The organism is Methylorubrum populi, assembly GCA_036946625.1.
GTDB lineage: Bacteria > Pseudomonadota > Alphaproteobacteria > Rhizobiales > Beijerinckiaceae > Methylobacterium > Methylobacterium populi_C.
Genome location: JAQIIU010000003.1, coordinates 564,663 through 585,581, shown reverse-complemented (window position 1 = coordinate 585,581; position 20,919 = coordinate 564,663). Strand labels below are relative to the sequence as shown.

The following is a 20,919-nucleotide window of genomic DNA, read 5'->3' as shown; positions in this document are numbered from 1 at the left end:
AGGCCTGACCCCGAAGCGCCGGTGGAGCCGCCGGACAGACACCGTACGCACGTGCGAACGAGCGGGCCACGCTCCGCGCGATCAATGTCGGCGGTCTTCGTGGCGCAGTCTACAGGAATCGCCCGCGGGAAAAACGGTTTCATACCGTTTCTCGCTTGATCGCTTCGGGTTTGGCCCCCCTCCGTCCTCGCGAGCGGCCGCGAAGCGATCCAGGGCGCGCCCTGTCCGGAAAGGGCGCGCCCTGGATCGCCACGGCTTCGCCTCGCGATGACGCAGGAGAGGCCGAACTCATCAACCGGATGGCGTATCAGACCGCCTTCTCTTTCGCCCGCACGTAGCTTTTGAGCACGGCGTTGATCCGGGATTGATAACCCTTTCCGGTGCTTCGGAAATGCCTGAGCACGTCGGGATCGAGCCGCAAGGTGATCTGCTCCTTCGTCTCGGTCTCGACAGGCTTCGCCGTATCCCAAAACCCGACCGGGATCGGACCCGCATCCGGATCTCCGGCCGCACGGCCCTCGGCTTCGTCCTCGGTCAGATCCTTGAACGCGCGGCTCAACGGTGCGGCCGGCGGCATGTCGTCGAGACTGTCGAAGCGGACGAGCTTGCCGCGCGGTTGCGTAGGCTTTTCGGTCATGCCTGTTCGCCTTCCATGCCGAGATGATGCGAACGTCTCCATCGCGCAGGGTGTAGACCACCCGCAGCACCTCGTTGTCGTATTCCCCGAGGGCGATGAAGCGGCGTTCGCCGTAATCGCGCCGGGTGTCCTCGCGGGTCAGCCGGAAGCTCCGAAAAATCTCGGCCGCCTGCCGGAAGCTGATGAGATGCTTGGCTTGGTTGACCGAATCCTTCTCAGGATCCCACTGAAAGCCCATACCAGAATGTAGCTACAAAACGTAACTCCGGCAAGAACGCCTCATGTGGCGGCCCACCTCGCATGGCGGACGGTCGGCCGTGCGCGTCTTAGTGTCTCTCACAAAACTCCCGCTGCGCCGTCGCGCCCGAAGGGGAAACGACCGGTGGCCGGGAGTTTTGTGAGGCACTCTTGGCGTCCGCCTGATCTCAGAGCGTCCCCGACGTCTCCGCCGCCGGCGCCGAACCAGCCATCGCCACGGCGACCGGATGGCCGTGGCGGGCGAGGTCGGCCCGGCCTTCCGCCAGCAGGGCGTCGGAGGCCGTCTCGATGCGGGTCTGCACCTCGGCGAGGAAGGCGGCGCGGCTCAAGCCCGGCGGGATCGCCGGCAGGAACTCGATCACCGTCGTGCCCGGCATCCGGCGAAAGCCCCGGCGGCGCCAGTACAGGCCGGTGTTGAGCGCCACCGGCAGGCAGGGCACGTTCAGCGCCGCGTAGAGGTGGGAGGCGCCCTGCTTGTAGGCGGGCGGCGCGCCGGCCGGGCGGCGGGTGCCCTCGGGGAAGATGATGAGCTGGCGCCCCTCGCGGACGGCCTGCGCCGCCGCCGCGTTCAGCGCGGACATGGTCCGGGCGCCCTTGGAGCGGTCGATCGGCACCATGCCGCCCCGGCCGAGATACCAGCCGATCACGGGAATCCACATCAGCTCGCGCTTGAGCACGTAGGCGAAGTCCTCGAACGCGACCGTCAGCGCCAGCGTCTCCAGGGCCGACTGATGCTTGGCGGCCACCAGCAGCGGACCCTCCGGGATGTTCTCCAGGCCGCGGAACTCCACCCGCGTGCCGGCCACGACCCGCAGCAGGACGTTCACCGTGCCGCCCCAGAACTGCGCCACCCGGATCACCGCCTTGCGCGAGGCGAGCGCCGGCAGCCCCAGGACCGCGATGAGCGCGGTCGCGACGTAGAACGCGAGGCTGAAGGCGAGCGAACGGAGGAGGAGCATCTTGGATCCGCGTGTGAGGCGCGGGGCTCCTTTATCGCGTGGGCGCGGCCTTGCCCACCACAACCCCGCTTCGCAGGATCCTCATCGCCCCTCGGCGAGCGTCCCGCGCTGGCGCGGATCGGAGGCGCCGGCGAGCAGGCCGTCCTCGGCCATCACCGAATTGGCCGAGCCCGAGGTCGCGCCGACCTTCACGGTGTGGCCCTTGGCCCGCAGCAGGGCGAGCGTGTCGGGCGAGATCCCCTCCTCCGCCATCAGCACGTCGGGCTGCCACTGGTGGTGGATGCGCGGCGCCGCCACGGCCTGGGCGAGGTTCATGCGGAAATCGAGCACGTTGACGATGACCTGGAGCGTCGTCGTGATGATGCGGCTGCCGCCGGGGCTCCCCGTCACGAGGAACAGCCGGCCGTCCCGGAACACGAAGGTCGGCGTCATGGAGGAGAGCGGGCGCGTGCCCGGCGCCACGGCGTTGGCCTCCCCGCCGACGAGGCCGTAGGCGTTGCGCGCCCCGGTCTTGGCGGAGAAGTCGTCCATCTCGTTGTTGAGCAGCACGCCGGTGCCCTCGGCCACCAGCCCGATCCCGTAGGAGAAGTTCAGGGTGTAGGTGTTGGAGACGGCGTTGCCCTCGGCATCGACCACCGAGAAATGCGTGGTCTGGTCGGACTCGTAGGGCAGCGGGTCGCCCGCGCGCACCTCGGCGGCGGGCCGCGCCCGCGCCGGATCGATCGTTTCGCGCAAAGAGGCGGCGTAGGGCTTGGCGGTGAGCCCGGCGACGGGGACCCGCGTGCGCGACGGGTCGCCGAGCCACGTCGCGCGGTCGGCGTAGGCCGGCTTCATCGCCTCGGCCAGCGTATGGAGCGCCTGGGCGCTGCCCGCGCCCATGCCGGCGAGGTCGCAGCCCTCCAGGATGTTGAGGATCTCGATGAGATGCACGCCGCCGGAACTCGGCGGCGGCATCGAGACGATCTCGTAGCCGCGATAGGTGCCGCGCACGGGCTTGCGGATCTCCGGCCGGTAGGCGGCGAGATCGGCCGCCGTCATGATCCCGCCCGCGCCCTGCACCGCCGCCGCGATTCTTTCCGCGATCGGTCCCTCGTAGAAGGCGTCCGGTCCCTGGACCGCGATGGCGTGAAGGGTGTCGGCGAGGTCGCGCTGGCGCAGCGTCGCGCCGCGGGGGAGCACGTGGTCGCCCTCGAAGAACACGGCCCGGCTCGACGGCCATTGCCCGAGCAGTCCCGAGGCCCGCGGCAGGGAATCGGCCAGCCCCGACTCGACCGGGATGCCCTCGCGGGCGAGCTTTTCGGCCGGGGCGATCAGCTCGGCCAGAGTGAGTCTGCCCGAGCCGTAGCGCCGGTGCGCCTCGGCCAGGCCCCGCACCGTGCCCGGCACGCCGACCGCCTTGCCGGTCCGGGTCGAGGCGCCGCGGTCCGGCTCGCCTTGGCCGTTCAGGAACATGTCGGCCGTGGCTGCCCCGGGCGCGGTCTCGCGATAGTCGATCGCCACGGTCTCGTTGCGCCCGGCCCGATGCACCATCATGAAGCCGCCGCCGCCGAGATTGCCCGCCCGCGGCAGGGTGACGGCGAGCGCGAAGCCGACCGCCACCGCCGCATCGACCGCGTTGCCGCCCTTGTCGAGGATCGCGACGCCGACCCGGGTGGCGCGTGCATCCTGCGAGGAGACCATGCCGCGGGTGGCCAGCACCGGCAGCAGGCGCGCCTCGTCCGACTGGATCGGCGCCGGCTCGGGCGCGGGCGGGACCGCCTGTGCCCGGGCCGGCACGCTCAAGGTGAGTCCGAGCAGGAGCGCGAGGGCGGAGCGGGCGGGAGAAGCGAGACTCATGCGCCGAACTTAATCGCGGTCGCGCAAGACGGCCACGCCTTTCCGCCGCCCGGCCGATTCTATCAAGCTGCCTGGACGCCGACCGATGGTCGTTTTCCCTGCGTCCGGCGGACATCCGCCGTCGCGCCTTCGCGGGCAACCGGCGATGCGTGATCCTCATCGCCGGTTGGTATACCGCGACTCGGAAGGAATCCTGTTTTTGGGTTTGCGAGTGCGGGTTTGCGTGATTCCATGTGGAGATGGCAGGGCTGATTCTGTCTCCCGCGGACCGGGCGCATTTCCTGGCGCTGATGCGGCGCCAACTCAACAGTGCGGTGCACCGGCGGTTGAACGTACTGCTGTTGCTCGACGACGGCTGGATGCCGGCCCGGATCGCCGCGGCGCTGTACCTCGACGCGAGCACGGTGGCCGAACACCGCACCCTCTACTTTGAGCGCGGCCGGGCCGGCGTGGAGAGCTTGGCCTACGCGGGACGGGTCTCGCGCCTGTCGGCCGTTCAGCGGGCTGCCCTGTCAGACTGGATCGCCGCCGCGGTGCCTCAGACGGCCAAGGCCGTGTGCGCCCAGGTCGAGGCGGCCTTCGGCCTCGTCTACGCTCCGCATGCCATGGCCCGCCTGCTCGGGCAGATGGGCTTCGTGTTCAAGAAGCCCAAATCCGTGCCGGCCAAGGCGGATGCTCTCATCCAGCAGGCCTTCCTCGACGCCACGCTGGCCCCGCTGATGCAAGCGGCCGGGCCGGACGCGCCGCTCGACTTCGTCGACGGCTGCCACCCCTCCTACACGGGTCGGCCTGCGCACGGCTGGATCCGGCGGGGCGCCACCGTCGAACTGAAATCCAACCATGCGAACTGAAATCCAACCATGGCCGCACCCGGCTCAACCTCAACGGTGCTCTCTCTTGGCCGGATCGCAGCCTGATCCACCATCAGGAGGAGAAGATCACCAGCGCGGCGATGATCCGCCTGTTCGAGACCCTCGCGGCCTGCCATCCGGCGGCCGAGAGCGTCACCGTCGTGCTCGACAACGCCCGCTACAATCGCTCGCGCGAACTGAGGACGGGGCGCGACCAGCCTGACGGTCGCCTGCGGCTGGTCTATCTGCCGTCCTACGCGCCCAACCTGAACCTGATCGAGCGATTCTGGCACTTCATGAAGCGCAAGGTGCTGTTCAACAAGGCCTACGCCAAGTTCGCGCTGTTCAAGCAGGCCTTCGACGACTTCTTCCAACGCTTGCACGAGCACCAGGCCGACTTGGTCAGCCTCATCACGGACCGCTTCCACCTCATCGGACAGACCAAAACCGGGATGCTATCCGCGTAGAGGTATATCATTGCCCGCTCAGCGACGGACCGCCCGCGGTGCCGCCGGTGCCGGGCGGTCCGCCGGTCGGCGTACCGCCGATCACCGCGCCCGGCGTGCCGCCGACGACCGCCGGCTCGTTCGGGGTGCCGGCGGTGCCGGGGCCGGGCACCGACCGCGGCCCCGTGGCCGAGGCCTTCGGGCTCGGCGGCGAGGGCACCGGCCGTTCCTCTTCCCCCGCCTGTGCCGTGGCACAGGCGGCCGGGATGCTCAGCGCCAGGGCCAGCGCGAGGGTGGTGAACCGCATGGGATGTCCTGTCTCGAGAAAAGCCGTGTCCCTCAACACGGTCCCTTCCGGAAAGTTCGGGCACCCGCGCCGAGCGCTGTCGTGCGCGCGCCGATCAGAAGCGCCGGATCCCGGTGGTCGGTCCGAGCCGGCCGTAGGAACCGGACCGTTCGGCCCCCAGGGCGTGCGGAGCCGGGCGGCGCATCGACCGATGGATCCGGCGCTCCGCCTCGGTCGGCTGATGGTAGCGGAGCGAGGGCTGGTGCGCGTGGAAGTGATGGTCCCAGTGGCGGGTGCTGGGATGCCAGTCCACGGTCTCGACGGTGCGCGGCGCGACGAGACTCGGCTGCGGCAGGGCGGGCGCGGCGCAAACGGGCGTGGCGCCGACGGCGCCGAGCGCGAAGCCGGCTGCGAGGGTTGGGACGATCCGCATCGTGATGGGCCTCCTCCACGCACGACGATCGTGCGCTTCAACATGTCATAAAACGTTCACAAAGCCTCCGTTCGTTCCGCCGCGCGGATCGAAATATTGCGAAAACATCCTGAAATGTCAGGGATTTTTCTCAAGGGCGCGACGTGACGCGAGAGAGGCGCTCACCATCCTGCACGATCGGCATCCCGCCGCGGGCCGCGTGCCGTGGCGCACGCCGTTGTCGGGAGACTTCGCGTTCCGCCGCTTGAGGGGGCCGCTGCGGCGGCCCGTGCGGGTGAGGAGGCCGTTGGCTGATCCGGGCGCTGTCCTTCGTGGTGAACGAGGGCCTCGCGATGCTGATCTCGAAGCCGTCCCTGCCATCGGTCCCGGACGGCCTTCACGTCGATGCATTGACGCTGGACACATCCGGATTGCCGATCACCGCCCACACCACCGCAGCCCAAGGTTGCCTGACCTCGAAGACGGGGGCGATCGCGACCCACGATCTCACACTCTGCCCGCACGTCCAGGCGGCCGCGGCGCAGATCCCGACAGATCGCCGTGTCGGGCCGCTGACCGTCGATGAAGGCCGGCCTTACGTCGGCGATGCCTTCGGTCGTGAGTGGCGCGTCGTAGCACGCGCGGCCGGCATCCCGGATGCCGTCTGGAACATGGGCGCCCGAGCCGGCACCATCACGGAAGCCGAGGATGCGGGCGCCGATCTCGACGACGCACGGGCCGCGGCCGCCCACACGCAAGCTTCGACGACGGCGCGCTACTCGCGCGGCGCGGTCGGAAAATCACGCAAGGTGGCGACGCTTCGCATCGCTCATCGGGGCATGAAGAACGGGGCCTGAACAGACCTTGGGGAACGCGACGGGGAACATGGGGAACGCGAGGTCAGCGGTAGAGCGTTAAAAAGGCTGACGCTTCAGCAGGTTAGAGTGCCTCACAAAACTTCCGATCACCGACCGCGCTCGCTCCGGGTGCGACGGCGCAGCGGGAGTTTTGTGAGAGCCTGTTTGACCGGCCGCCGTGTCTTCGTCAGGCAACGGCAAGGCGAGAGGAAGATCCTACTCCCATCCTGAACCCTCATCCTGAGGTGCCGGAGCGGAGCGGAGGCCTCGAAGGGTGCTCCAGGAATCGCGCGGGATCTGGAGCCCCCTTCGAGGCCGCTCACGCGGCACCTCAGGATGAGGGGCGAGATAGGATCACTGCAGTCAAACAGGCTCTGAGAGACACTTAGTTGGAGCGGGCGATCGGGATCGAACCGATGATATTCAGCTTGGGAAGCGGATCGGCGGCTAAAATCTTAAAACATACCTTCGCTCCATCCGCTGGTATGCCCCGTAACTCATTGAAAAACTAGTTTTTCGGTTCAGCGTGAGGTGCTGGCGCTGCCTGCCACGGTTGTACAGATGGTTGTACGGAGCGACTAATGACCGGAGGTCTGAGAAGGTTGCCGGAGGCAGCACCAAAGATCCGAAACCTGACGGCCGAGGAGGGTCGGAAGGTGCAGGTGCCGCTGACGGACGCAACTCTCGTGATCACGAGCGACATGGTCCTTCAGGCCAGAAAGTACGTCCAATCCGGCGCGCTGAAGGGCACGATCGTGGAATGGCGCGACGGCAAACAGGTTGAGCTAGTCCTACGTCTCGGCTCCAAGACCGCGACATGGCATCTGCGCAGAAAGCGTAAGACCTTCCGGATCGGCAGTGCGGACGAAATCTCGATTATCACAGCCAGACGGCTCGCTAACGCGGCGAAAATTGTAGACGATTTCGGATCTGATGCCAATTTGTATTTTGAGGAAATGCGAAACGTCATTCGCAAGGACGGCCACGAAGCCGCCTACTACTACGATCAAAAGATTTGGATCGATGACGACCTGCGGCTTCACGGCCTCGATGTCCCTATGCCTGCGACGGTTTGGACATGGTCCTATCTCCCTGCGGCGCCATTGGCGCCGCCGGCCGAGTTGGCGGGATGGAGCCAGATGGCTCCCGTCAGTGCTGGTCCGGATGCCGAAGCGGCCATCGCCCTGCCCGTAGGGCTCGGAGCTGTCGCGAACCTGCTGCCGACGCCCGTGATCCACTATGCGTTGCGGCCGGAGACCGCCCCCTACCTTCACGATGGCAGGGCCGCCACGCTGGCGGAAGCCATCGCAGCGCATGGATACGTCTACGAAGCGGCGCAGAGCGAGGCGCTTCTGACCTACCTGCACGACCTGACGGATCTCGGCTTCCTGAGCCGGAGCGAGCTTTCCTATCCCGATCGCCCCTGCGCGATCCTCGATGGCGATGGCGACGATCGTTGATGACGGCGATCTGCGGCGCAAACCATCGGCTGATGGGCTATATTCAATTGGACATACCGTGTCCGTTCTCAGGCTTCGTGCGTTGCCATGCTGGTTCGGCACCTCTCCTACTTCGTGACCCTTGCGCGCGAGCGGCATTTCGCTCGGGCCGCCCAAGCCTGCAACGTCACGCAATCGACGCTCTCCGCGGCTCTGCGCAAGCTGGAGGAGGATCTTCAGGTCGCCCTCGTCGTTCGCAACCAGCGCTTCGTGGGCCTCACCGTCGAGGGGGAACATCTCCTCGCATGGGCGCGCCAGATCCTCATCGATTACGACAGCCTGCGAGAGGATCTGTCCGGGCTTCGCACCGGCCTCAAGGGCACGCTGCGACTGGGCGTCATTCCGGCGGCGATGGGCGCGGTCGGCTTCCTCTCGACGCGGTTCCGGGAGGTGCATCCCGACGCCTCGATCGAGATCCGCTCGCTCTCCTCCCGCGAGATCCAGAAGGGCCTCGACGGCTTCGAGATCGAGGCCGGCCTGACCTATCTCGAGAACGAACCGCTCGAACGGGTGCGGCGCGTGCCGCTCTATCACGAGCGCTACATCCTCGCGATGAGGGCCGATCATCCGCTGGCGGCCGAGGCGCGGGTGAGCTGGGTGCAGGCGAGCCGCCAGCGGCTCTGCCTGCTGAGCGAGGAGATGCAGAACCGCCGGATCCTCGACGGCTTGGCGGATACGTTCGGAGTGGTCCTGCGCCCGACCGTCGTCAGCAACTCGTTCCTCGGTGTCTGCGCGCATTTGCGTGAGGGCGGGTTCGTCAGCATCGTGCCGCATACTTTCCGGCACCTGTTCGGCGGCACCGATGCCCTGGCCATGCGCGACTTCGCGGAAACGACGCCCCGGCAGAGTGTCGGGCTCGTCTTCACCGACCGTGATCCCCTGCCGCCGATGGCCTCCGCGCTTCTGCGCGCCACGCTGAACTTCCGGCTGGAAGAATCCCCGGCCTGGACGGCGGCGCTGCCTTCGCCCTGATCGGCCGCGTCGATCAGATCATCAAGGACTTTCATTTGATATCGAGGTGATGAGAACGGAAGTTCATCTCGCTCGAGCCGGCTTGCAGTAAAAGACAGAGCCGGCACATCTTCGAGCGGGGAAACGCCTGTCAACGCAATGCAACGCACGCATCGTGATCAGTTTTGCTCGACTGAGGCGATCCCCTTTGCAAGCCGACAAAGGGAGTCAGCGATGGCCAAGATCGTTCTCGTTCTCTACGACGATCCCGTCGACGGATATCCGACCTCATATGCCCGCGACGATCTACCCAAGATCGAGCGCTATTCCGACGGCCAGACGCTGCCGACGCCCAAGGCCATCGACTTCCGGCCCGGCACCCTGCTCGGGAGCGTTTCCGGCGAACTGGGCCTGCGCACATACCTCGAAGGCCTCGGTCACGAGTTGATCGTCACCTCCTCGAAGGAGGGCTCCGATTCCGTTCTCGACCAGCATCTTCACGACGCAGAGATCGTGATCTCCCAGCCGTTCTGGCCGGCCTACATGACCGCCGAGCGGATCGAGAAGGCCAAGAACCTCAAGATCATCGTCACCGCCGGGATCGGCTCCGATCACACCGACCTCGACGCGGCGATCAAGCACGACATCACCGTCGCCGAGGTGACCTTCTGCAACTCGATCAGCGTCGCCGAGCACGTGGTGATGATGATCCTCGGCCTCGTGCGCAACTACATCCCGTCCTATCAGTGGGTGATGAAGGGCGGCTGGAACATCGCCGACTGCGTCGCGCGCTCCTACGATGTCGAGGGCATGCATGTCGGCACGGTGGCCGCCGGCCGCATCGGCCTCGCGGTGCTGAAGCGCCTGAAGCCATTCGACATGCACCTGCACTATACCGACCGCCACCGGTTGCCCGAGTCGGTCGAGCGGGAACTCGGCCTGACGTGGCACGCCAGCCGCGAGGAGATGTACGGCGTCTGCGACGTGGTCACCCTCAACTGCCCGCTCCACCCGGAGACCGAGGGCATGATCAACGACGAGACGCTCAAGCTGTTCAAGCGCGGCGCCTATCTCGTCAACACGGCCCGCGGCAAGCTCGCCGATCGCGACGCCATCGTCCGCGCCCTCGAGAGCGGACAGCTCGCGGGCTATGCCGGCGATGTCTGGTATCCGCAGCCAGCGCCCGAGGACCATCCGTGGCGCTCGATGCCGCATCACGGCATGACCCCGCACATCTCCGGCACCTCGCTCTCCGCCCAAACTCGCTACGCGGCCGGCACCCGCGAGATCCTCGAATGCTACTTCGAGAAGCGGCAGATCCGGAACGAGTACCTGATCGTCGAAGGCGGCACGCTCGCCGGTGTCGGCGCGCATTCCTACAGCGCCGGCAAAAAAGCCTGAGGCTCCCCCGGCCGGGCACCCTGTCGGCGCCCGGCCGCCCCAGTCAACTCCTTCAGACGACCCGCACCGACAAGGCTTGGAGACTCATGGCGTCGCATCAGAGCCTGAGGCAACGGTTCGCACGCGCCGTGCCTCTTACCGCAACGGGCTCGATCCTCATGGCTGGACTCGGTGGCTTCGGCGTCATCTTCCTGCTGGCGGAGGTCACAGCCCGGTTCGGGGCAGGTCTGCTCATCGCACCATTCGGTGCCAGCTGCGTGCTGGTGTTCGGCTTGCCGCAGAGCCCCCTCGCTCAGCCGCGCAACGTGATCGGCGGCCACGTCGTCTCGACGGTGATGGGCCTCCTCATCTTTTCCTGTTTGGGCTCGACGGCCCTGGCCTTCGGTCTCGGCGTCGGCCTCGCCATCGTCACCATGCTTCTTACGAAGACGGTTCATCCCCCGGCCGGTGCCGATCCGATCGTCGTGATCCTGGCGGGGGCGAGTTGGAACTTTCTCATCGTTCCGGTTCTGACCGGTGCCCTGACGATCGTCGCCGCCGGAATGCTGTTTAGGAGGTACGTCCTCAGGCATCCGGCGCCGGCGCACTGAGGCCTCGGAAATGCTGGAGACGGTGTGGGGCCTTTCCTCACGCTGAAAGCCGGCGTCCGTTAGCGAGGAGACGAAGCGATCATGCTGATTGCAATCTTCGCTGTAATAGCAGTCTCGATGCTGGTTCTATATTCTGCCGGCGTGCATAAAAAATCGAAAGGCCGAAATATTTTATGAGATCTGATGAGACATCTATCTTCCGGCGAAAAGAGGCCCGCCTCAGCCGGCCTCATCAAACGTAAGGGGTTGGCCTGACTTGAGACGACGCGGCAGCATCCGACTCTGGTGAGTATGAGCCTTGTCGGACATCCTGCATCTGCAGCCCACCCGTGCATGGGGCGCAGCGGGGTCGAGGCGACAAGGAGGATCATTCGCTATATATGAAATTGCATAACGATATTCATCCGCACCCGCCATGCATGACGGACAGGCGTACAGACAGAGGTGAGGAAGCCAATGTTCGAGGGCCGCTGGCGCAATGAATGTGGTGCCGAGATCCACTTGTCCCAGTATGGCGAGGCGATCTCGGGAACGTACACGCCAAGTCGGGCTGAGATTGTAGCACCGTGTCGAGGACGAATTCTGGTTGGTTCTGCCGAAGGCGAGTTGATCGGTTTCGTCACGAGCTCATCCGCGCCCGGCACGGTGACCAGTTGGACCGGGCGACTTCTGCAAACACCTGATCCAGCGAGACCTGAAATACATCTCGTCTATCATGTGGTCGAACGTGTCACAAACGAGCTGGATATTTCGCGGTCGAAAGAGGTTAAATCTTCCGTATTCTGCAAATATGAATGCTGATTCAGTGTATCCTATCAAGCAAGTGAAGGTACAATATCGCAATATGTTTTTAGATTCCGCAAGATTTGGCCTTTTGCATCAAACACCATGCTTCAATCGCTTCCTCGTCCGGAGCCGAGAAGCTGGCAAGCGGGCCGGCAAAGCACTGCCATGCTTCCACGAAGCTCGGAGCAACCGCTGTCAGGATCGGCTTCTCCGCCACGATCGCCGCGGAGAAGGCTGCGATGAGGCCGCTACGGGTCGCTTCGAGCTTGCCGAACTTGCTGATTACCACGAGATCGCAACCGGCGGCGATTTGGCGGCAGACACTCTCACAAGCCTCGATGATCCCCGAACCGCAGAGCCGGCAGGCTCCGGAGCCGGATCCCAACTCCTGGTAGATCTCGTACTGCGCACCGGTCGCAAGATCCTCGAGCCGATGTCCAACTCCCTTAGAAGAAGGAACTTCGACAACACCGACGATCCGTCGCCCGGCATGATGCCAACGCCATGCGCTGGTTAGCAGGAGCGCCTGGATCGTGGGGTTCGACGCCCCCCGTCAGGGCCGGGACCGGCGTTGCCATGCCGCTCGCCCTCCGCTTCGAGAACGGTGTCGACTGTAGGGCGCTCGCGTCCCTCGTCCTCACCTACGTCAGCCAATCGCGGCATGAAAGCGGCGCACCCCATGGGAGGGGTACGCCGGAGGATCACTCGCTGGTCTCAGGAACGAGCTGAAGATCAGGCTATCTCGGACCGGCCGTTATCGCTATGGTATTTTGGATACAGCGGTGACGTTCCGGCTCGGTCGTGTGGCTGGATCGGCTAAGGCTGAAGAATGCCCAACGGCCCAGACATAGGCCGCCACCGCCTTCAGATCGGGCTCAGACAGGGCGACACCGTCCATCGGAGGCATGGCCCCCCCATGCTCCTTCGGCTCAGGCACACCGTTCGCGATGGTCCGCTCGATGCCCGCCAAGCTTCCATCGCTCCAAAGCCACCGCCCGCTGGTGAGGTCTGCACCCACCGGCGATCCCTTCGCATCCGACTCGCGCCAGAGGGCGCGCACTTCATCGACGGTACGGGCCTTGTCGAAGCGGCGGATCTCCCGCTCGTGGCGGCGATCGAGCATCTTCTGCAGCAGCTTCCCGCCCCCGTCCTTACGCCGGGCGAGGTGGACGACTTCGCCGTGCAGCCGGTGCTCGCTCATCGTGCGCGCCGCCGCGACGCCGAGCTTGGCCAGCAGGGACCGGCCGTCGGCCGTGGTCAGACAGGTTCCGATAATGGAGCAATGCAGCGTCTCAGTCAGCTCCCAGATCCGGTCCCTCGGCCTCTCCGCCGCCACGACGGCCTCCGGCGACAGGGGAACGGGGCGTCCGACGCTCGATTTCAGGGCGAGCAGGGCGGGTCCATCGTGATAAGAGCCGTGCGCCACGAGCGACTCTGTGTGACTGCTATATCCAATCAGATATAGCGTCAGTGACGCAAAACGTGCACCTTGGCCAGAGCCATTCCGAACTGACGATCCTACGCGGCCGGGTCGGCCGGTTGCGTCAGGCGGGCGAGGAACGGTGCGGCCGCCTTCTCGGCGGCGCGCTCGATCGCCCGGTAATGCGCGACGACGTCGGTGCCGAAGGCCGAGAGCCGGGCACCGCCACCCGCCTTGCCGCCGATCTGCGCTTCGATCACCGGGCGCCCGAAGCCCTTGTTCATGTCCTCGACCAAGAGCCAGGCGCGGCGGTAGGACATGCCCAGCGCCCGACCCGCCGCGGAGATCGAGCCGTGCTCGGCGATCGCTTCGAGGAGCTGAACCTTGCCCGGCCCGATCCGCCAATCCGGTCCGAGATCGATGCGGATGCTCAAGCGGGCCATCACTCTCCTCGCGCTGTTCGAATCGTTCTAAGCGCCTGCACGGACGAAGACGAGGCCCGCGTCATGGCGGCCGATCTCGGCGGATGCGTCCTCCCTTTAGAAACCGGGGCTGAGATCGAAACGGAGGACTGCCACCGGCTCGCCCGTTGCGGCCGGAAGCGCATCGGCCGGGCGGATGACGAGAGCGTCGGCGAGAGCCAGCCTCGAGAGCATGACGTTGTCTTGATCCGCCAGGACGGAAAACGTCGGTATGCCCTGCCCATCGCGGCCGAGTTGGCCCCGCAGAAACGTCGTGCGCGGCCCTGTTGCCGGCAGTGGCGTCGCCAGGACGGCTCGCTCTGGCGACAGTTCCCCGCCCATCCGGCCCCTGCCAGCCGCGACATCGCCGATTTGAGGAAGAGGAGCGCGCTCACCAGCGCCGCCACGGCATTTCCGGGCAGCCCCAAGACTGGGAGGTGTCCGAGCCGCCCGAACAGGGTCGCCTTGCCCGGCCGCATGCGGACCTTTCGAAACGCAGGCTCGAAGCCCAGGCCGCCGAGGATCGGGCTCAGCAGATCGAAGTCTCCGACCGATGCCCCACCCGACGTGACGAGAAGATCGATTCCCTCCGTTGCGAGCGCCCGTGAAGGGTGACGGAAAGGACGGCCACGTTGTCGGACGCGATACCGAGATCGAGCGGCACCCCGCCCCGGGCTCGGACCAGCGCCTTCAGGGCCGGCCTTGGCCAGCTCGTAGAACCGCCGCCGCACGTGCGCCCAGCAGAAGGCAGAAGGCGAGGCTCACGCCGCCGCGCGCGGCCAGCACCTCGCAGCCGGCATAGCCGTCGACCTGCAGCGTGCCGACGAAGCCGGCGAGGTGGCGGATCGGATGCTCGGCCTTGCGGTCGGGCGCGTAGAGGTAGGCGACGCCGGGCGGGTCGAGGCCGCCCCAGGGCCGGTCGTCGCGGGCGTAGGCGAACAACTGGCCGGTCTTGGTCTGGCCGCGGCCCGGGTCGAGCACCGGCGCGGTGGTCTCGTCGGCAAACAGCCGATCCGACGCCTTCAGCCGCTCGAACAGCCGCGCGTGTACCGGCCGCAGCAGGAAGGCGGCCTTGCCCACCCAGTCGGCCAGGGTCGAGCGGTCGAGGTTTACGCCCTGGCGCGCGTAGATCTGCGCCTGTCGGTAGAGCGGCAGGTGGTCGGCGTATTTGGACACCAGCACGTGCGCCACGCTCGCCTCTGTCGGGATCCCGCCCTCGACGAGGCGGGCGGGCGCCGGCGTCTGCACGATCACGTCCTCGCACGCCCGGCAGGCATACTTCGGCCGGCGGGTGACGACGACCCGGAACTGGGCCGGCACGACGTCGAGGCGCTCGGCGACATCCTCGCCGATGACGTGCAGATCGCCGCGGCAACAGGGGCAAGTGCGGTCGTCGAGGTCGATCACCCGCTCGACGCGCGGCAGATGCGCCGGCAGGGAGCCGCGGTTGGCGCGACGCGTGCGGGCGCGGCTCTCGCGGGCGATCTCGTCGGCAGCGTCGGTCTCGGCGAAGCCTTCCGCCTCGATCTGCTCGACCTCCTCCAGGCCCAGGAGCAGCGGGTCCACGGGCAGGCTCTCGGCCCGGCGCCCGAAGCGGTGACGCTGCAGCTCCCTGATGATCTGGTGCAGCCGGTCGATCTCGGCCTCGCGCGCCGCCAGCATCGCCTTCAGGGCGGCGGGATCGTCCGGCAGGCGCGGGCTCGGCTCGCTCACGGGGGCGATTTGAGCATGGATCGCAAGGGTTTGCCAGCGCGATCAGCCCCCGGGGTCAGCTCGCGGCCACCGGCACGGGCGCCGGCCGAACCGTGTGCACGCGCCGCCAGTCGAGCCCTTCCAGGAGGGCCTGCAGCTGCGCCGCCGTGAGCCGCACCACCCCGTCGGTGACAGCCGGCCAGCAGAACGTCCCGTCCTCCAGCCGCTTCGACAGCAGGCACACCCCGGTACCGTCGAAGTAGACGAGCTTGATCCGGTCGGCACGCCGCGCGCGGAAGACGTAGACCGCGCCGCTGAACGGGTCGGCGCCCAGGCTCTCGCGCACCAGCGCCGCCAGACCGTCCGCGCCCTTACGGAAGTCCACCGGCTTCGTGGCCACCATGACGCGCACCGCGCCCGTCGGCCCGATCACGCGCTGCCCTTCAGCGCAGGCCCGGGCGAGCTGACGCGAGGAGTACAGGCCGCGGCTGTAGCCGTAGAGCAGCAGCGCCACCATCATCCCCGGATCGATGCACCCGCCGTCCGAGCCGTCACGGAATCCCGATGATCTTGTGCGTCTGGAGCGAGAGCCGCCAGCGGGCGTCCGACCGGCAATAGGCGACCGCCGCGGCGGTGTTGGCGGCCGCCTCCGGCCCGTCCATCGGCTGGAGGAAGCGGTGGCGGAAGGGCAGATCCGCGAAGCGCTCGGGCAGGGCCTCGGCCTGCGGATAGACGAGCTTCAGCTCGTGCCCGGAGGCCTGGACCAGTGCGTTGCCGGCTTTGGGGCTGACGCAGATCCAGTCGATGCCGGGCGGCGCGGCCAGCGTCCCGTTCGTCTCCACCGCGACCTCGAAGCCGTGGGCATGGACCGCGGCGATCAGCCCTTCGTCGAGCTGGAGCAGCGGTTCGCCGCCGGTGAAGACGACGTAGCGGTTGGCCGCGCCCCCGGCCCAGGTCGCGGCGATGGCGGCGGCGAGCGCCGCGGCGTCGGAAAAACGCCCGCCGCCATCCCCGTCCATGCCGACGAAATCGGTGTCGCAGAAGCGGCAGGCGGCCTCCGCCCGGTCGGCCTCGCGTCCGGACCAGAGATTGCAGCCGGAAAACCGGCAGAACACCGCTGCCCGGCCGGCCTGGGCGCCCTCGCCCTGAAGTGTGTGGAAGAGTTCCTTGACCGCGTAGGACATCGGGTTTCGTTTCGCGTAGCGTCCCTGCCCATAGCCCCGGGAGCGGCGGAAGGCCAAGCGGTGCCGGATTTTTCGGGAACACGGCCGGGATCGGTAGCGTCACCGTGGACTCGACCGCCCGCTCTGCCATGCTCGCTCTGCCATGCTCTTGCCACGGAGGGCACGTTGATGGGCGGATATCCTCTCCGAACCTGCCGGACGCCCCTCCTCGACGCGTCCGGTGCCGGCAACGAAAATCCCTGATCCGCGGCGTCCCGCGCCCTCACACCCTTTCGAGATTGGCCCGATGGTGAACCGTGTTTGGGGACGGCTGATCGGCGCGTTCGCCGCCCTCGGCCTGATGGCGGGAACGGCCGCGGCGGTGACCGCGCCGATCCTCGTCGTGGAGGCCGAGTCCGGCAAGGTGCTCTACAGCCAGGGCGCGACCGATCCCTGGTATCCGGCCTCGATCACCAAGCTGATGACCACCTACGTCGCCCTCGACATGGTGCGCCAGGGCAAGGTCTCCCTCGACACGCTGCTGACGATCTCAGCCGCCGCCGCCGCCGAGCCGCCCTCGAAGATGGGCTTCAGGCCGGGCACCCGGATCACCCTCGACAACGCCCTGAAGATCATCATGGTCAAGTCGGCCAACGACGTGTCCTGGGCGATCGGCGAAGGGCTCGGCGGCTCGGTCGAGGGCTTCGCCGACATGATGAACGAGACCGCGCACAAGATCGGCATGCGCGAGAGCCGCTGGTACAATCCCAACGGCCTGCCCGAGCCGCGGCAGTGGACGAGCGCCCGCGACATGGCGATCCTGGCGCGGGCCCTGATGCGCGACTTCCCCGACCAGCAGGGCCTGTTCTCGATCTCGGCGATCCAGTACGGCAAGGCCGTGATGGCCAACCACAACGGCCTGCTCGGGCGCTATGCCGGGGCCGACGGCATGAAGACCGGCTTCATCTGCTCGGGCGGCTTCAACGTGGTGGCGAGCGCCACGCGGGGCGGCCGCCGGATCATCGCCGTGGTGATGGGCCAGCCGAGCGCCCGCGAGCGCGACATCAAGGCCGCCGACCTGTTCGATTACGGCTTCGGCCAGTCCGCGGGCTGGACCGCGCCGACGCTGGACTCGCTGCCTTCCTCGAACGTCGCCGCGCCGCCGGACATGCGGCCCTACATCTGCGACAAGCGCAAGCCGATACCGGTCGACGAGGGGCCCGGCGCCCTGACCGCGAGCGGCCCGGCCGTCAGCGGCGCGGCGACGCAGCTCCTCGGCTCGGCGACCGCGGACGCCTCCAGCCTCGCCTTCGCGGCCCTGAGCAGCGCCAACGTTCGCGGGCGCACCCTGCCGCCGCGGGCGCCGCTGCAGCCGATTCCCGTCTGGACCGGCAGCAGCCCGACCGAGGGCGCGATGGCGCTCGCCCGCGAGGAGCAGGAGGCGCAGGCCTCGAAGCAGGCGGCCCGGCAGGCGGCGCAGGAGGCCGCCCAGCGCAAGCGCGCCGAGGCCAAGGCGGCCAAGGAGGCCGCCCGCCAAGCGACCCGGCAGGCGGCGGCGGAGAAGGCGGCCAAGGCCCGCGCCGCCGCGGTGACCGCGCCGAAACCCGCCGCGAAGATCGCCGGCAAGGACAAGGGCGTGCCGGCCGCGACCAGCGCCTACACCGCGGTCGAATCCGCGCCGAAGGCTGCGGCCAAGCCCGCTGCGAAACCGGCGCACAAGCCGGCGGCGAAGAAGCCCGAGGCCAAGCCCGCCGCCAAGAAGGCGGACAAGAGGGCGAAGAACGACGAGTCGTAAGGGGTTTTCGCGGACGCCCGGCACGATCATATCGTTGCCGAGACATACGCTGCGACATCCGCCACGCCTCTCTCCCCGCAAGCGGGGAGAGGGCTTCATGCCCCTCGTCGGGGCATGAAGCGAGGCGGCAGCCGAAGGTGAGGGGGCGGTTCAGGACGGGCCTCTTCCGGTAAAGCCCCCTCGCCGCCCTTCGGCTCCGCCGCCGCTTCCCGCAGGCACGGTGGGGTGCCCGAGGGCCTCTCCCCGCCTGATCCCGGGCCTGCCCGGGGTCAGCAGGCGGCTACCGAAGTCGGGCCGGCCCGACTTCGGGCGGGGAGAGGGGGTGCCGCAGCGCAACCGAGCTATCTCGCGAGCTATCTCGAAAGCCGTCCCACCATGCCCCACTCCGAAAAACCCGGTCGCCCCGAGCCGATCCCGCTCACCGTGCTCACGGGCTTCCTCGGTGCGGGCAAGACCACGCTGCTCAACCGCCTGCTCACCGATCCGGCGCTCGCCGACACGGTGGTGATCGTCAACGAGTTCGGCGAGGTCGGGCTCGACCACCTGCTGATCGAGACGGTCGACGAGGGGATGATCCTGCTCGGGGCCGGCTGCCTGTGCTGCACCGTGCGCGGCGACCTGATCGCGACGCTCGAAGACCTCCTGCGGCGCCGCGACAACGGCCGCATCGACCCGTTCCGCCGGGTCGTGATCGAGACCACGGGACTGGCCGACCCCGCCCCGATCCTGCACGCGCTGATCTACCACCCCTATCTCGCGATCCGCTTCCGGCTCCAGGGCGTCGTGACCGTGGTCGATGCGGTCAACGGCGCCGGCACCCTCGATGCCCACGGCGAGGCCCTGCGGCAGGCGGCGGTGGCCGACCACCTCGTGCTGACCAAGGCCGACCTGCCCGGCGCCGAGCCCGAAGGGCTTCGAAACCGGCTCTCCACCCTCAATCCGGGCGCGGCGATCCACGGCTCCGACGTGCCGGCGACGTGTCTGCTCGGGGGCCTGTTCGGCCTCGACGGCAAGGGTGAGGACGTGCGCGCCTGGCTCGGTGCCGAGGATCACGGCCACGGGCACGAGCACGGCCACCATCATCACGACGTCAACCGCCACGATGCGGCGATCCGCGCCTTCCATCTGACCAGCGACGCGCCGGTGCCGCGGCCGGCCTTCGAGATGTTTCTGGATCTCCTGCGCTCGGCCCACGGGCCGAAGCTCCTGCGGCTCAAGGGGCTGGTGGCGCTCGCCGACGACCCCGGGTATCCGGTGGTGGTCCACGGGGTGCAGCACGTCGTCCACGCGCCGGTGACGCTGCCCGCATGGCCCGACGCCGACCGCCGCTCGCGGCTGGTGCTGATCGTGCGCGACCTCGACCCGGCCTTCGTCCGCCGGATCTGGGACGCCTTCCTGGGCAAGGCCGCCCCGGACACGCCGGACCGGGCGGCGCTCACGGAGAATCCGCTGGCGATCCCAGGGGGGTAGCGGGCGCCATTCCGCTCGCCATGACGCGGCGTCGGGCGTTCGCGCGGACGCAGGGTGTGCCGGACAGCGACAACCTCGTCCGGCGCCGTCGCGCTCTGGATTGCTTCGGCTTCGCCTCGCAATGACGGTAGCCCGCACCGTCATTGCGAGCGAAGCGAAGCAATCCAGGAGCGCGACATCTGCAAATTTGAACGCTAGGATTGTGCCGGAAAATGATACGGCTCCAGGACGCGATCGATGCGGCAGCCCGTCGTCTACATCATGGCGAGTGCACGCAATGGGACGCTCTATACGGGTGTTACCTCGAACCTTTCGCGACGTGCCTATGAACATCGCGAGGGGCTGATGGCTGGCTTCACGACCCGCTACGGCTGCAAGCTTCTGGTCTGGTACGAGCCGCACGAGACGATGGTCGAGGCCATTTCACGCGAAAAGCAGATCAAGGCTGGGTCGAGAAGCAGGAAGCTGGCCCTGATCGAGATGCTGAACCCCGGTTGGCGCGACCTCTACCCCGATCTCGCCTGATATTCCCCGCAGGCGCGACCGGCCGGGGTCGCGCTCTGGATTGCTTCGCTTCGCTCGCAATGACGATGTGAGTCTGCCTCGTCCGTCATTGCGAGCCGTCAGGCGAAGCAATCCAGGCCGCCGACCTCTCCGAAACGACCGCTTCGCGGGCGAAAACCTACTCGTCCTCGCCGAACCTGTCGGCCAGCAGCGCCTCGATCGCGTCGAGGGCGGCCCCGGCATCCTCGCCGACGGCGACCACGGCGATGGTGGTCCCCTTGGCCGCCCCCAGGGTCAGCAGGCCCATGATCGAGCGGCCGCCCACCGTCTCGCCGCCGCGGGTCACCGTGACGGCAGCGCCGAAGCGCTCCACCGTCTGCACGAACTTCGCCGAGGCGCGGGCATGCAGGCCGCGGCGGTTGACGATCGGCAGGATCCGGACGTGGCCGCCCTCGGGAATCTCGGGTTGCGGCTCGACCTCGCCGTCCACGCTCTCGCTCATCGCTGTGCCGGGCTCCCCTCCTCGCGCCGCTCCGATCGGGCGCGGTGCCGCGGCACCCTGCGCCGGCCGGGCTCGGGAGGGGTTGGTTAAGCCGGGAGCGGGGCGAAGGAAAGGCGTGGGGCGCTGCGAACGGGACGACGGGG

Annotated in this window: 23 protein-coding genes and 4 pseudogenes; 11 read left to right on the top strand and 16 right to left on the bottom strand. The window is 67.8% G+C overall.

From position 1 onward, the window contains the following. Positions 1-307: 307 nt before the first annotated feature. The 4 genes and pseudogenes from PGN25_14095 to ggt form a co-directional block, all read right to left on the bottom strand. Positions 308-637: a BrnA antitoxin family protein gene (locus PGN25_14095; protein MEH3118680.1), complete on the bottom strand. Its 330-nt coding sequence runs from the start codon at positions 635-637 to the stop codon at positions 308-310. Between the two features lie 58 nt (positions 638-695). After that, positions 696-875 (bottom strand): annotated as a pseudogene (locus tag PGN25_14090) (BrnT family toxin). Positions 876-1,062: 187 nt separating this feature from the next. Then, a complete protein-coding gene (locus PGN25_14085) occupies positions 1,063-1,854 on the bottom strand; it encodes a lysophospholipid acyltransferase family protein (GenBank protein ID MEH3118679.1) in 792 nt (263 codons plus the stop codon). An 81-nt stretch (positions 1,855-1,935) separates the two neighbouring features. Beyond that, positions 1,936-3,690: a gamma-glutamyltransferase gene (gene ggt / locus PGN25_14080; protein ID MEH3118678.1), complete on the bottom strand. Its 1,755-nt coding sequence runs from the start codon at positions 3,688-3,690 to the stop codon at positions 1,936-1,938. A gap of 239 nt (positions 3,691-3,929) precedes the next feature. On the opposite strand from ggt, the gene PGN25_14075 reads away from it, so the two are divergent. Next, positions 3,930-4,541: a winged helix-turn-helix domain-containing protein gene (locus PGN25_14075; GenBank protein ID MEH3118677.1), complete on the top strand. Its 612-nt coding sequence runs from the start codon at positions 3,930-3,932 to the stop codon at positions 4,539-4,541. Then, positions 4,454-5,008 (top strand): transposase, encoded by a 555-nt coding sequence (locus tag PGN25_14070; protein MEH3118676.1) that lies wholly within the window; start codon positions 4,454-4,456, stop codon positions 5,006-5,008. Before PGN25_14075 ends, PGN25_14070 begins: the two co-directional genes overlap by 88 nt. Before the next feature lie 7 nt (positions 5,009-5,015). On the opposite strand, the gene PGN25_14065 is transcribed toward PGN25_14070, so the two are convergent. Both PGN25_14065 and PGN25_14060 read right to left on the bottom strand, forming a co-directional pair. Next, a complete protein-coding gene (locus tag PGN25_14065) occupies positions 5,016-5,294 on the bottom strand; it encodes a hypothetical protein (protein MEH3118675.1) in 279 nt (92 codons plus the stop codon). 94 nt (positions 5,295-5,388) lie between these two features. Continuing rightward, positions 5,389-5,706, bottom strand: a complete 318-nt coding sequence (locus PGN25_14060) for a hypothetical protein (GenBank protein MEH3118674.1) — start codon at positions 5,704-5,706, stop codon at positions 5,389-5,391. 332 nt (positions 5,707-6,038) lie between these two features. On the opposite strand from PGN25_14060, the gene PGN25_14055 reads away from it, so the two are divergent. The 6 genes from PGN25_14055 (at position 6,039) to PGN25_14030 (ending at position 11,784) form a co-directional block, all read left to right on the top strand. After that, a complete protein-coding gene (locus PGN25_14055; GenBank protein ID MEH3118673.1) occupies positions 6,039-6,542 on the top strand; it encodes a hypothetical protein in 504 nt (167 codons plus the stop codon). A gap of 581 nt (positions 6,543-7,123) precedes the next feature. Next, on the top strand, positions 7,124-8,002 hold the full coding sequence (locus PGN25_14050) for a hypothetical protein (protein ID MEH3118672.1): 879 nt from the start codon (positions 7,124-7,126) through the stop codon (positions 8,000-8,002). An 87-nt stretch (positions 8,003-8,089) separates the two neighbouring features. Further along, positions 8,090-9,013, top strand: a complete 924-nt coding sequence (locus PGN25_14045) for a LysR family transcriptional regulator (GenBank protein MEH3118671.1) — start codon at positions 8,090-8,092, stop codon at positions 9,011-9,013. A gap of 213 nt (positions 9,014-9,226) precedes the next feature. After that, positions 9,227-10,393 carry an NAD-dependent formate dehydrogenase gene (locus PGN25_14040; GenBank protein ID MEH3118670.1) on the top strand — a complete coding sequence of 389 codons (1,167 nt, stop codon included), beginning with the start codon at positions 9,227-9,229 and terminating at the stop codon, positions 10,391-10,393. Positions 10,394-10,479: 86 nt separating this feature from the next. Continuing rightward, positions 10,480-10,983, top strand: coding sequence for an HPP family protein (locus tag PGN25_14035; GenBank protein ID MEH3118669.1), 504 nt, complete (start codon positions 10,480-10,482; stop codon positions 10,981-10,983). Positions 10,984-11,439: 456 nt separating this feature from the next. Continuing rightward, positions 11,440-11,784 (top strand): avidin/streptavidin family protein, encoded by a 345-nt coding sequence (locus PGN25_14030; GenBank protein ID MEH3118668.1) that lies wholly within the window; start codon positions 11,440-11,442, stop codon positions 11,782-11,784. 49 nt (positions 11,785-11,833) lie between these two features. Here the strand turns inward: PGN25_14030 and PGN25_14025 are convergent, their stop codons facing one another. The 9 genes and pseudogenes from PGN25_14025 to queE form a co-directional block, all read right to left on the bottom strand. Then, complete coding sequence (locus tag PGN25_14025) at positions 11,834-12,247, bottom strand: DUF2478 domain-containing protein (protein MEH3118667.1); 414 nt, start codon at positions 12,245-12,247, stop codon at positions 11,834-11,836. 282 nt (positions 12,248-12,529) lie between these two features. Then, positions 12,530-13,195, bottom strand: coding sequence for a hypothetical protein (locus tag PGN25_14020; protein MEH3118666.1), 666 nt, complete (start codon positions 13,193-13,195; stop codon positions 12,530-12,532). Positions 13,196-13,287: 92 nt separating this feature from the next. Continuing rightward, positions 13,288-13,632 (bottom strand): winged helix-turn-helix domain-containing protein, encoded by a 345-nt coding sequence (locus tag PGN25_14015; protein ID MEH3118665.1) that lies wholly within the window; start codon positions 13,630-13,632, stop codon positions 13,288-13,290. Between the two features lie 96 nt (positions 13,633-13,728). After that, positions 13,729-13,992: a hypothetical protein gene (locus PGN25_14010; GenBank protein ID MEH3118664.1), complete on the bottom strand. Its 264-nt coding sequence runs from the start codon at positions 13,990-13,992 to the stop codon at positions 13,729-13,731. An 89-nt stretch (positions 13,993-14,081) separates the two neighbouring features. Further along, positions 14,082-14,183: pseudogene (locus tag PGN25_14005) on the bottom strand (hypothetical protein). A 159-nt stretch (positions 14,184-14,342) separates the two neighbouring features. Next, positions 14,343-15,312: pseudogene (locus PGN25_14000) on the bottom strand (IS66 family transposase). 106 nt (positions 15,313-15,418) lie between these two features. Further along, positions 15,419-15,775: an IS66 family insertion sequence element accessory protein TnpB gene (tnpB, locus tag PGN25_13995; protein MEH3118663.1), complete on the bottom strand. Its 357-nt coding sequence runs from the start codon at positions 15,773-15,775 to the stop codon at positions 15,419-15,421. A 9-nt stretch (positions 15,776-15,784) separates the two neighbouring features. Beyond that, positions 15,785-15,868 (bottom strand): annotated as a pseudogene (locus PGN25_13990) (transposase). Positions 15,869-15,893: 25 nt separating this feature from the next. Next, positions 15,894-16,526 carry a 7-carboxy-7-deazaguanine synthase gene (gene queE / locus PGN25_13985; protein ID MEH3118662.1) on the bottom strand — a complete coding sequence of 211 codons (633 nt, stop codon included), beginning with the start codon at positions 16,524-16,526 and terminating at the stop codon, positions 15,894-15,896. A gap of 286 nt (positions 16,527-16,812) precedes the next feature. On the opposite strand from queE, the gene PGN25_13980 reads away from it, so the two are divergent. The 3 genes from PGN25_13980 (at position 16,813) to PGN25_13970 (ending at position 20,295) form a co-directional block, all read left to right on the top strand. Further along, on the top strand, positions 16,813-18,300 hold the full coding sequence (locus PGN25_13980) for a D-alanyl-D-alanine carboxypeptidase (GenBank protein ID MEH3118661.1): 1,488 nt from the start codon (positions 16,813-16,815) through the stop codon (positions 18,298-18,300). Positions 18,301-18,675: 375 nt separating this feature from the next. Further along, positions 18,676-19,770 (top strand): GTP-binding protein, encoded by a 1,095-nt coding sequence (locus PGN25_13975; protein ID MEH3118660.1) that lies wholly within the window; start codon positions 18,676-18,678, stop codon positions 19,768-19,770. 237 nt (positions 19,771-20,007) lie between these two features. Beyond that, complete coding sequence (locus PGN25_13970; GenBank protein ID MEH3118659.1) at positions 20,008-20,295, top strand: GIY-YIG nuclease family protein; 288 nt, start codon at positions 20,008-20,010, stop codon at positions 20,293-20,295. A 157-nt stretch (positions 20,296-20,452) separates the two neighbouring features. Here PGN25_13970 and PGN25_13965 read toward each other — a convergent pair whose 3' ends face one another. Next, a complete protein-coding gene (locus PGN25_13965) occupies positions 20,453-20,776 on the bottom strand; it encodes an HPr family phosphocarrier protein (protein ID MEH3118658.1) in 324 nt (107 codons plus the stop codon). Positions 20,777-20,919: the final 143 nt, after the last annotated feature.

Bases quoted from the DNA above. Each gene is read 5' to 3' on its own strand.
- PGN25_14045 (MEH3118671.1), top strand. From the start codon at position 8,090: ATGCTGGTTCGGCACCTCTCCTACTTCGTGACCCTTGCGCGCGAGCGG.
- PGN25_13975 (MEH3118660.1), top strand. From the start codon at position 18,676: ATGCCCCACTCCGAAAAACCCGGTCGCCCCGAGCCGATCCCGCTCACC.
- PGN25_14010 (MEH3118664.1), bottom strand. From the start codon at position 13,992: ATGGGCGGGGAACTGTCGCCAGAGCGAGCCGTCCTGGCGACGCCACTG.
- PGN25_14055 (MEH3118673.1), top strand. From the start codon at position 6,039: ATGCTGATCTCGAAGCCGTCCCTGCCATCGGTCCCGGACGGCCTTCAC.
- PGN25_14065 (MEH3118675.1), bottom strand. From the start codon at position 5,294: ATGCGGTTCACCACCCTCGCGCTGGCCCTGGCGCTGAGCATCCCGGCC.
- PGN25_13980 (MEH3118661.1), top strand. From the start codon at position 16,813: ATGGTGAACCGTGTTTGGGGACGGCTGATCGGCGCGTTCGCCGCCCTC.
- PGN25_14095 (MEH3118680.1), bottom strand. From the start codon at position 637: ATGACCGAAAAGCCTACGCAACCGCGCGGCAAGCTCGTCCGCTTCGAC.
- PGN25_14030 (MEH3118668.1), top strand. From the start codon at position 11,440: ATGTTCGAGGGCCGCTGGCGCAATGAATGTGGTGCCGAGATCCACTTG.
- PGN25_14085 (MEH3118679.1), bottom strand. From the start codon at position 1,854: ATGCTCCTCCTCCGTTCGCTCGCCTTCAGCCTCGCGTTCTACGTCGCG.
- PGN25_14015 (MEH3118665.1), bottom strand. From the start codon at position 13,632: ATGGCCCGCTTGAGCATCCGCATCGATCTCGGACCGGATTGGCGGATC.
- PGN25_14040 (MEH3118670.1), top strand. From the start codon at position 9,227: ATGGCCAAGATCGTTCTCGTTCTCTACGACGATCCCGTCGACGGATAT.
- PGN25_14035 (MEH3118669.1), top strand. From the start codon at position 10,480: ATGGCGTCGCATCAGAGCCTGAGGCAACGGTTCGCACGCGCCGTGCCT.
- PGN25_14050 (MEH3118672.1), top strand. From the start codon at position 7,124: ATGACCGGAGGTCTGAGAAGGTTGCCGGAGGCAGCACCAAAGATCCGA.
- PGN25_14060 (MEH3118674.1), bottom strand. From the start codon at position 5,706: ATGCGGATCGTCCCAACCCTCGCAGCCGGCTTCGCGCTCGGCGCCGTC.
- PGN25_13970 (MEH3118659.1), top strand. From the start codon at position 20,008: ATGCGGCAGCCCGTCGTCTACATCATGGCGAGTGCACGCAATGGGACG.
- queE (MEH3118662.1), bottom strand. From the start codon at position 16,526: ATGTCCTACGCGGTCAAGGAACTCTTCCACACACTTCAGGGCGAGGGC.
- PGN25_13965 (MEH3118658.1), bottom strand. From the start codon at position 20,776: ATGAGCGAGAGCGTGGACGGCGAGGTCGAGCCGCAACCCGAGATTCCC.
- PGN25_14075 (MEH3118677.1), top strand. From the start codon at position 3,930: ATGGCAGGGCTGATTCTGTCTCCCGCGGACCGGGCGCATTTCCTGGCG.
- ggt (MEH3118678.1), bottom strand. From the start codon at position 3,690: ATGAGTCTCGCTTCTCCCGCCCGCTCCGCCCTCGCGCTCCTGCTCGGA.